Genomic DNA, 7,098 nt, shown 5'->3' with positions numbered 1-7,098 from the left:
CCACGCGCGCCGCCAGCCGGGCGCCGGCCGCCTGCCAGGCGGGGTCGGGCGGCGACAGGACGAGCCCGTCGTCCCGAGGAGCGGGGCGCCGAGCGCGGACCCCGGCCTCGAACAGCAGCAGGCGGTCGTCCCACAGCGCGTCGACCTGGGCCAGCACGGCGCCGGGCGCCCCGGTGTTGTCCAGCCACACGTCGGCGGCCCGGCGGCGGGCGTCGTCGTCGGCCTGCGCGGCGACCCGGCGGCGGGCGTCCTCCTCGGTCGACCCCCGCTCGTCCACGAGCCGGCGGACCCTCTCCTCGGCGCCCGCGTGGACGACGACGGTGAGGTGGTAGCGGGCCTCGTAGCGCAGCTCGACGAGCAGGGGGACGTCGTGGACGACCACCGCGTCGTCGGGTGCGGCGGCGACGCGCTCCTCGGTGAGCGCGCGGATCCGCGGGTGGGTGAGCGCCTCGAGCCGCCCGCGGGCTTCGGCGTCGCCGAAGACGACCGCGCCGAGCGCGCCCCGGTCCAGGCTGCCGTCGGCGGCCAGGACGCCGGGCCCGAACTCCCGGGCGACCTCCGCCAGGCCGGGGCTGCCCGGCGCGACGACCTCGCGCGCGAGCTGGTCGGCGTCGACGACGACGGCCCCCCGGGCCGCGAGCCGCCGGGCGACCGTCGACTTGCCCGCCCCGATGCCGCCCGTGAGCCCGACCCTCAGCACGGGCGCGAGTGTGGCACGGCCGGCGTCCTCCGGGGCCGCGCACGACGACGGCCCGCCCCCCGGAGGGGACGGGCCGTCGTGGGTGGTGCGCGTCAGGCCGTCAGGCCCGCCGTGTCAGCGCCCGGTGAGCTTCTCGCGCAGTGCCGCGAGAGCCTCGTCGGAGGCCAGCGTGCCGGCCGCCGGCTCGTCGTCCCCGCCGCTGGCGTAGGACGTCGCCGTGGAGGTCGAGGACGGGCTGCTGCTCGAGCTCGACGACGACGAGGAGGTCGCGGAACCGGCCTCGAGCTCCGCCTTCTGGGCGGACACGACCTGCTCCTTGTGGGCCTCCCAGCGCTTCTGCGCCTCGGCGTACTGCTTCTCCCACTCGGCCTGCTGGGTCTCGAAGCCCGGGAGCCACTCGCCCGTCTCGGGGTCGAAGCCGTCCGGGTACTTGTAGTTGCCCTGCTCGTCGTACTCGGCCGCCATGCCGTAGAGCGTGGGGTCGAACTCCGACGACTCGTCGGCGATGCCGCCGTCGTTGGCCTGCTTGAGCGACAGCGAGATCCGGCGACGCTCGAGGTCGACGTCGATGACCTTGACGAAGATGTCGTCGCCGACCTGGACGACCTGCTCCGGGATCTCCACGTGGCGCTCGGCCAGCTCGGAGATGTGGACCAGGCCCTCGATGCCGTCCTCGACGCGCACGAACGCACCGAAGGGCACCAGCTTGGTGACCTTGCCCGGCACGACCTGGCCGAGGCCGTGGGTGCGGGCGAAGTGCTGCCAGGGGTCCTCCTGGGTGGCCTTCAGCGACAGGGAGACGCGCTCGCGCTCCATGTCGATGTCGAGCACCTCGACCGTGACCTCCTGGCCGATCTCGACGACCTCGGTCGGGTGGTCGATGTGCTTCCAGGACAGCTCGGAGACGTGCACGAGGCCGTCGACGCCACCGAGGTCGACGAACGCCCCGAAGTTGACCGTCGAGGACACGACGCCGGTGCGGATCTGGCCGCGGGCGAGCTGCTTGAGGAACGTCGTGCGGACCTCGGACTGGGTCTGCTCGAGCCACGCGCGGCGGGACAGGACGACGTTGTTGCGGTTCTTGTCCAGCTCGATGATCTTGGCCTCGAGCTCCTTGCCGACGTACGGCTGGAGGTCGCGCACCCGGCGCATCTCCACGAGGGAGGCGGGCAGGAAGCCGCGCAGGCCGATGTCGAGGATGAGCCCACCCTTGACGACCTCGATGACGGTGCCGGAGACGACGCCGTCCTCCTCCTTGACCGTCTCGATCTTGCCCCAGGCACGCTCGTACTGCGCGCGCTTCTTGGACAGGATGAGGCGGCCTTCCTTGTCCTCCTTCTGGAGGACCAGGGCCTCGACCTCGTCGCCGACCTTGACGACCTCGTTGGGGTCGACGTCGTGCTTGATCGACAGCTCGCGGGAGGGGATGACGCCCTCGGTCTTGTAGCCGATGTCGAGGAGCACCTCGTCCCGGTCGACCTTGACGATGGTGCCGGAGACGAGGTCGCCGTCCCCGAAGTACTTGATGGTCTCGTCGACCGCTGCCATGAAGTCCTCGGCGCTGCCGATGTCGTTGACGGCGACGATCGCGACGCGGGAGCTGCTGACAGGTGCAGTCGTGGTGGTGGTCATGAAGTAGGGGCTCCGGAGGGTGGATGCTGAGGGCGGGATGCCGCACGGACGTGCGCGTCAGCAGTCTACTGATCTGTGACACGGGGGGTCAACGCGACGGCGCGGCGACGCCCGCCGGGCCTGGGCCCCCGGCGCCGCGACGGTCTGGGACGCTTCCGCGGGTGAGCCCGGACAGCATCCCGCACGCCCCGGAGGGCACGACCGCGGCCGTCGAGGACGCCCTGCCCGCCGAGGACGTCGTCCGGGCGTCACGGTCGTGGTGGGACCGCGAGGCCGAGGCGTACCAGGCCGAGCACGCGCCGTTCCTCGCCGGCCTGCGCGACGCCCCGGGCGAGGGGGCCGAGGGTGCCGGCGAGGACGAGGGCCGCCCCGCGGCCGGCACCGGACCGGTGGCCCGGCCCGCCGACCTGCCGGCCCGCCTGGTCTGGTGCCCGGAGGGTCTCGACGAGGCCGACGAGGCGCTGCTCGGCGACCCCGCCGGCCTCCTGGGCCAGGTGGTGCTGGAGGTCGGCGCCGGAGCCGCGCAGGGCACGCGGTGGCTCGCCGCGCAGGGGGCGCGCGCCGTGGCGCTGGACCTGTCGGGGGCGATGCTCGCCATGCGCGGCGGGGGGACGCCGGCGGTGGTGGCCGACGCCTGCCGGGTCCCGCTGGCCGACGCCTCGGTCGACGTCGCGTTCTCCGCCTACGGCGCGCTGCCGTTCGTCGCCGACGCCGGGGCTGTCCTGGGCGAGGTGGCGCGGGTGCTGCGCCCCGGCGGCCGGTTCGTCGCCAGCACGAGCCACCCGTTCCGGTGGGCGCTGCCCGACGACCCCGGCTGGGACGGCCTGCGGGTGTCGATGTCGTACTTCGACCGCCGCCCCTACGTCGAGCGGACCCCGGACGGCGCGCTGGACTACGTCGAGCACCACCGCACGGTCGGGGACTGGGTGCGCCTGGTCCGCGACGCCGGGCTGGTGCTGGAGGACCTGCTGGAGCCGGAGTGGCCCGAGGAGACGACGGTCACGTGGGGCGGCTGGTCGCCGCTGCGCGGGGAGTACGTCCCCGGCACCCTGGTCATGGTCACCAGGCGGCCCTAGGGCACCGGCCCCGGCTGCCGGGGCCAGTGCCGCCGGGACCTAGCGCGAGAAGCCCGCGACCGAGTCGAGCAGCTCGCGCGACGTCCGCACCAGGTCGTCGGCCGCGGCCTGCACCTCGTCGACGCCGTCGCGCGTCTCCTCCGTGCCGCGGGCGGCCTCGGCGACGAGCGCCGCGATGGACCGGCCGGTGCCGGCGGCGCGCGAGATGGCCCGGCTCATCTCCCCGGTGGTCGCGGTCTGCTCCTCGACCGCGGAGGCGATGCTCGTCTGGTAGCCGTCGATGTCGCCGATGACGGCGGTGACGCTGCCCATGGCCTCGACGGCGCTGCCGGTGTCGGCCTGGATGGCCTGGATCCGGCGGGCGATGTGCTCGGTGGCCTCGGCCGTCTCGCGGGCGAGCTCCTTGACCTCGCTCGCGACGACCGCGAAGCCCTTGCCGGACTCCCCCGCCCGCGCGGCCTCGATCGTGGCGTTGAGCGCCAGCAGGTTGGTCTGCCCGGCGATCGCGGTGATGACCTTGACGACCTCGCTGATCTCCGCCGAGGACTCCCCCAGGCGGGCGACGGTCGCGGTCGCGCTGCGGGCGGCCTCCACGGCGGTGCCCGCCACGCGGGCGGCCTCGGTGGCGTTGTGCGCGATCTCGCGGATCGAGGCGCCCATCTGGTCGGCGCCCGCGGCCACCGCCTCCATCCCGGAGCTCACCTCGTCGGCGGCGGCCGTGACCTCGCGGGTCTGCCCGCTCGAGCGCTCGGCGGTGCCGGCGATGGCGCGGCTGGTGCTGGACAGGGTGCGGGCGGACTCGCCGAGCCGCTCCGACGCCGCGGTCACCCGGGCCACGACCTCCGCGACCGCGCCCAGCGTGGTGTTGACGGCGACGGCCAGGCGGTCCAGCTCGGTGCCGCTGCCGTCGGTGGGCAGGCGGCGGCCGAGGTCGCCCGTGCCGAGCACGTCGGTCATCTCGCGCAGCGGCCGGCTGATGCTCCGGGCCACGAGCAGGGACAGCACCACGGTGAGCGCCACCACGGGCAGGCACCACAGCAGCATCCCGAGCAGCTCGGCGCGGAAGGCGCCGTCGAGGTCGGCGACGTAGACGCCGGAGCCCACGACCCAGCCCCACGGCTCGTAGCCGGCGACGAAGGACACCTTGGGCTGCGGGTCCTCCTCGCCGGGCTTGGGCCACATGTACGAGACGAAGCCGCTGCCGTCGCGCTCGACGACGTCGACCATCTCGACGAAGAGCTTCTTCCCGGTGGGGTCCTCGTTGGCGGACAGGTCGGTGCCGTCCAGCTCCGGCTTCACGGGGTGCATGACCATGCTCGGGGTCATGTCGTTCACCCAGAAGTACTCCTCGCCGGCGTAGCGGAGCTCGCGCAAGGCGTCCTTGGCGGCCGCCTGGGCCTCCTCGCGGTCGAGGACGCCCGCCTCCTCCTGGGAGCCGAAGTACGCGACGACGCCGAGCGCCGTCTCCACCGCCGACTGCGCCGTCTGGCGCTGCTCGGCCTCGATGGTGCTCCGCACCTGCAGCGCGCCGATGACGGCGACCGTCACCATCCCGAGCACCGCGGCCACCACGAGAGCGAGCAGGCGGGTGCGCAGCGAGACGCGGCGCCACCGGGAGGGGCGCACGAGCGGGGAGAGCTGGGAGGACACGGGATGCCACCGTCCGTCGAGACCGAGGTCGGTGGGACCCGACCCCAGCCAGGATCGGCCGGACCACGCCCGGGCCTGAGGGGCCGGCCGGGTGACGCCGGCGGGGTCAGTGCGCGGCGTCGAACCAGGACCGGCCGAGGCCGACCTGCACCTCCAGGGGCACCGCGAGGTCAGCGGCCCCGCCCATCCCCTCGAGCACGATCTCCTGCACCCGGTCCAGCTCGCCGGGGGCGACCTCGAGGACGAGCTCGTCGTGGACCTGCAGGAGCATGCGCGAGCGCAGGTCCTCCGCGTCGAGCCGCTCCTGCACCCGGAGCATGGCGACCTTGATGAGGTCGGCGGCGGAGCCCTGGATCGGGGCGTTGAGCGCCATCCGCTCGGCCGCCTCGCGGCGCTGCCGGTTGTCGCTGGTGAGGTCGGGCAGGTAGCGGCGCCGCCCGAGCAGCGTCGCGGTCCAGCCGTCCTTGCGGGCCTGGTCGACGACGCCGCGCAGGTAGTCCCGTACGCCGCCGAAGCGCATGAAGTACTCGTCCATGAGCCCGCGGGCCTCGTCGACCGGGATGCGCAGCTGGCGGGACAGCCCGAACGCGCTGAGCCCGTACGCCAGCCCGTAGCTCATCGCCTTGACCTTGGAGCGCATCTCGGACGACACGTCGGCCGGCTCGACCTGGAAGACGCGGGAACCGACGAAGCGGTGCAGGTCCTCCCCGGCCGTGAACGCCTCGACCAGGCCCTCGTCGCCGGACAGGTGCGCCATGATCCGCATCTCGATCTGGCTGTAGTCGGCGCTCATGATGGTCTCGAGCGGGCCGGTGGCGTCGGAGCCGACGACGAAGCCGCTGCGGATGCGCCGGCCCTCCTCGGTGCGGATCGGGATGTTCTGCAGGTTGGGGTCGGTCGAGCTCAGCCGGCCGGTCGCGGCGATGGTCTGCTGGAACGTCGTCCGGATCCGGCCGTCCTCGCCCACCGAGGCGAGGAGGCCCTCGACGGTCTGGCGCAGCCGGATCGCGTCGCGGTGCTCGAGGAGGTGGAGCAGGAACGGGTGCTCGGTGGACTCGTAGAGGTCCTGCAGCGCCTCGGCGTCGGTGGTGAACCCGGTCTTGGTCCGCTTGGTCTTGGGCATCTCGAGCTTCTCGAACAGCACGCGCTGCAGCTGCTTGGGCGAGCCGAGGTTGATCTCCTCGTCGATCTCGGCGTACGCCAGGCGCGCCGCCTCCGACACCCGGACGTCGTAGTGCTCGCGCAGCTGCTCCAGGTGCTCGACGTCCACGGCGATGCCGGTGCTCTCGAGCCGGACGAGCAGCCGCTCCAGCGGCAGCTCGAGGTCGGCCAGGAGCGCGGTGCCCTCGCGCTCCTCGAGCTCGCCGAGCAGCACGGCGTCGAGCTCCGCGACGGCCGCGGCACGGATGCCGGCGCGCAGGTCACGGCGGGCGCGGGCGGCGTCGGCGAGGTCCTCCGGGGTGTCCTCGACCTGCTCCGCGGCGCCGTCCAGGCCCAGGCTCAGCTGCTCCTCCACGGGCTGGCCCTCGACGACGGGCTCGGCGGTGACCAGGGTCCGGCCCAGGTGGCGGACGGACAGGTCGGCGAGGTCGTAGGAGCGCTGGTCGGGCCGGCACAGGTACGCCGCGAGCGACGTGTCGCCCGAGGGCAGGCCGGCGATGCTCGACGCGACCGCGCGGGCGCCGGTGGTGCCGTCCTCGCCGACCACGTCGTCGTCGGTCGCACCGCCGGTGCCGCCGTCACGGCCGTCGTGGCCCTCCCCCGTCGTCGTCGGGTCGTCGTCGGCGGCGTCGGCCGCGAGCGGACCCAGGCCGCGGGCCCAGGCGGCGCGGGCCAGGGCGTGCAGCTGCGGCTTGGCGTCGTGCATCACCAGGGCAGGACCGTCGGGCGAGGCCACCCAGCGCAGCAGGTCGCCGACGTGGAGCACGGCCACCGAGCCGTCGGGCGCGGCGACCGCGACACCGTCGAGCGCGGCCGGGCGCGCCGGGCTGCCCGGACCGGTGAGGTCGGCGGCGAGCACGACCTCGAAGTCGGAGGCCA

5 protein-coding genes are annotated in these 7,098 nt (G+C 74.3%); 1 reads left to right on the top strand and 4 read right to left on the bottom strand.

Going from position 1 to position 7,098, the window contains the following annotated elements:
• Together coaE and rpsA are read right to left on the bottom strand one after the other, a co-directional pair.
• Window positions 1–700 (bottom strand): dephospho-CoA kinase (gene coaE, locus WCS02_RS15465; RefSeq protein ID WP_340294822.1); only part of this gene is annotated, 700 nt, incomplete at its 3' end.
• A gap of 114 nt (window positions 701–814) precedes the next feature.
• Window positions 815–2,332 carry a 30S ribosomal protein S1 gene (gene rpsA / locus WCS02_RS15460; RefSeq protein ID WP_340294819.1) on the bottom strand — a complete coding sequence of 506 codons (1,518 nt, stop codon included), beginning with the start codon at window positions 2,330–2,332 and terminating at the stop codon, window positions 815–817.
• A gap of 161 nt (window positions 2,333–2,493) precedes the next feature.
• Here rpsA and WCS02_RS15455 point away from each other — a divergent pair, with 161 nt between their 5' ends.
• On the top strand, window positions 2,494–3,408 hold the full coding sequence (locus WCS02_RS15455; protein ID WP_340294817.1) for a class I SAM-dependent methyltransferase: 915 nt from the start codon (window positions 2,494–2,496) through the stop codon (window positions 3,406–3,408).
• 39 nt (window positions 3,409–3,447) lie between these two features.
• Here WCS02_RS15455 and WCS02_RS15450 read toward each other — a convergent pair whose 3' ends face one another.
• Together WCS02_RS15450 and WCS02_RS15445 are read right to left on the bottom strand one after the other, a co-directional pair.
• Entirely contained in the window at window positions 3,448–5,058 is a 1,611-nt protein-coding gene (locus WCS02_RS15450; protein ID WP_340294815.1) for a methyl-accepting chemotaxis protein, read from the bottom strand.
• Window positions 5,059–5,164: 106 nt separating this feature from the next.
• The coding region (locus tag WCS02_RS15445) for a DNA polymerase (RefSeq protein WP_340294813.1) at window positions 5,165–7,098 on the bottom strand (1,934 nt) is incomplete at its 5' end.

Origin of the sequence: Aquipuribacter hungaricus, from assembly GCF_037860755.1 — a bacterium.
In the GTDB taxonomy this organism is placed as follows: domain Bacteria; phylum Actinomycetota; class Actinomycetes; order Actinomycetales; family JBBAYJ01; genus Aquipuribacter; species Aquipuribacter hungaricus.
The sequence above is the reverse complement of the archived record's forward strand: the minus strand, read 5'-3'. Positions and strand labels throughout refer to the sequence as shown.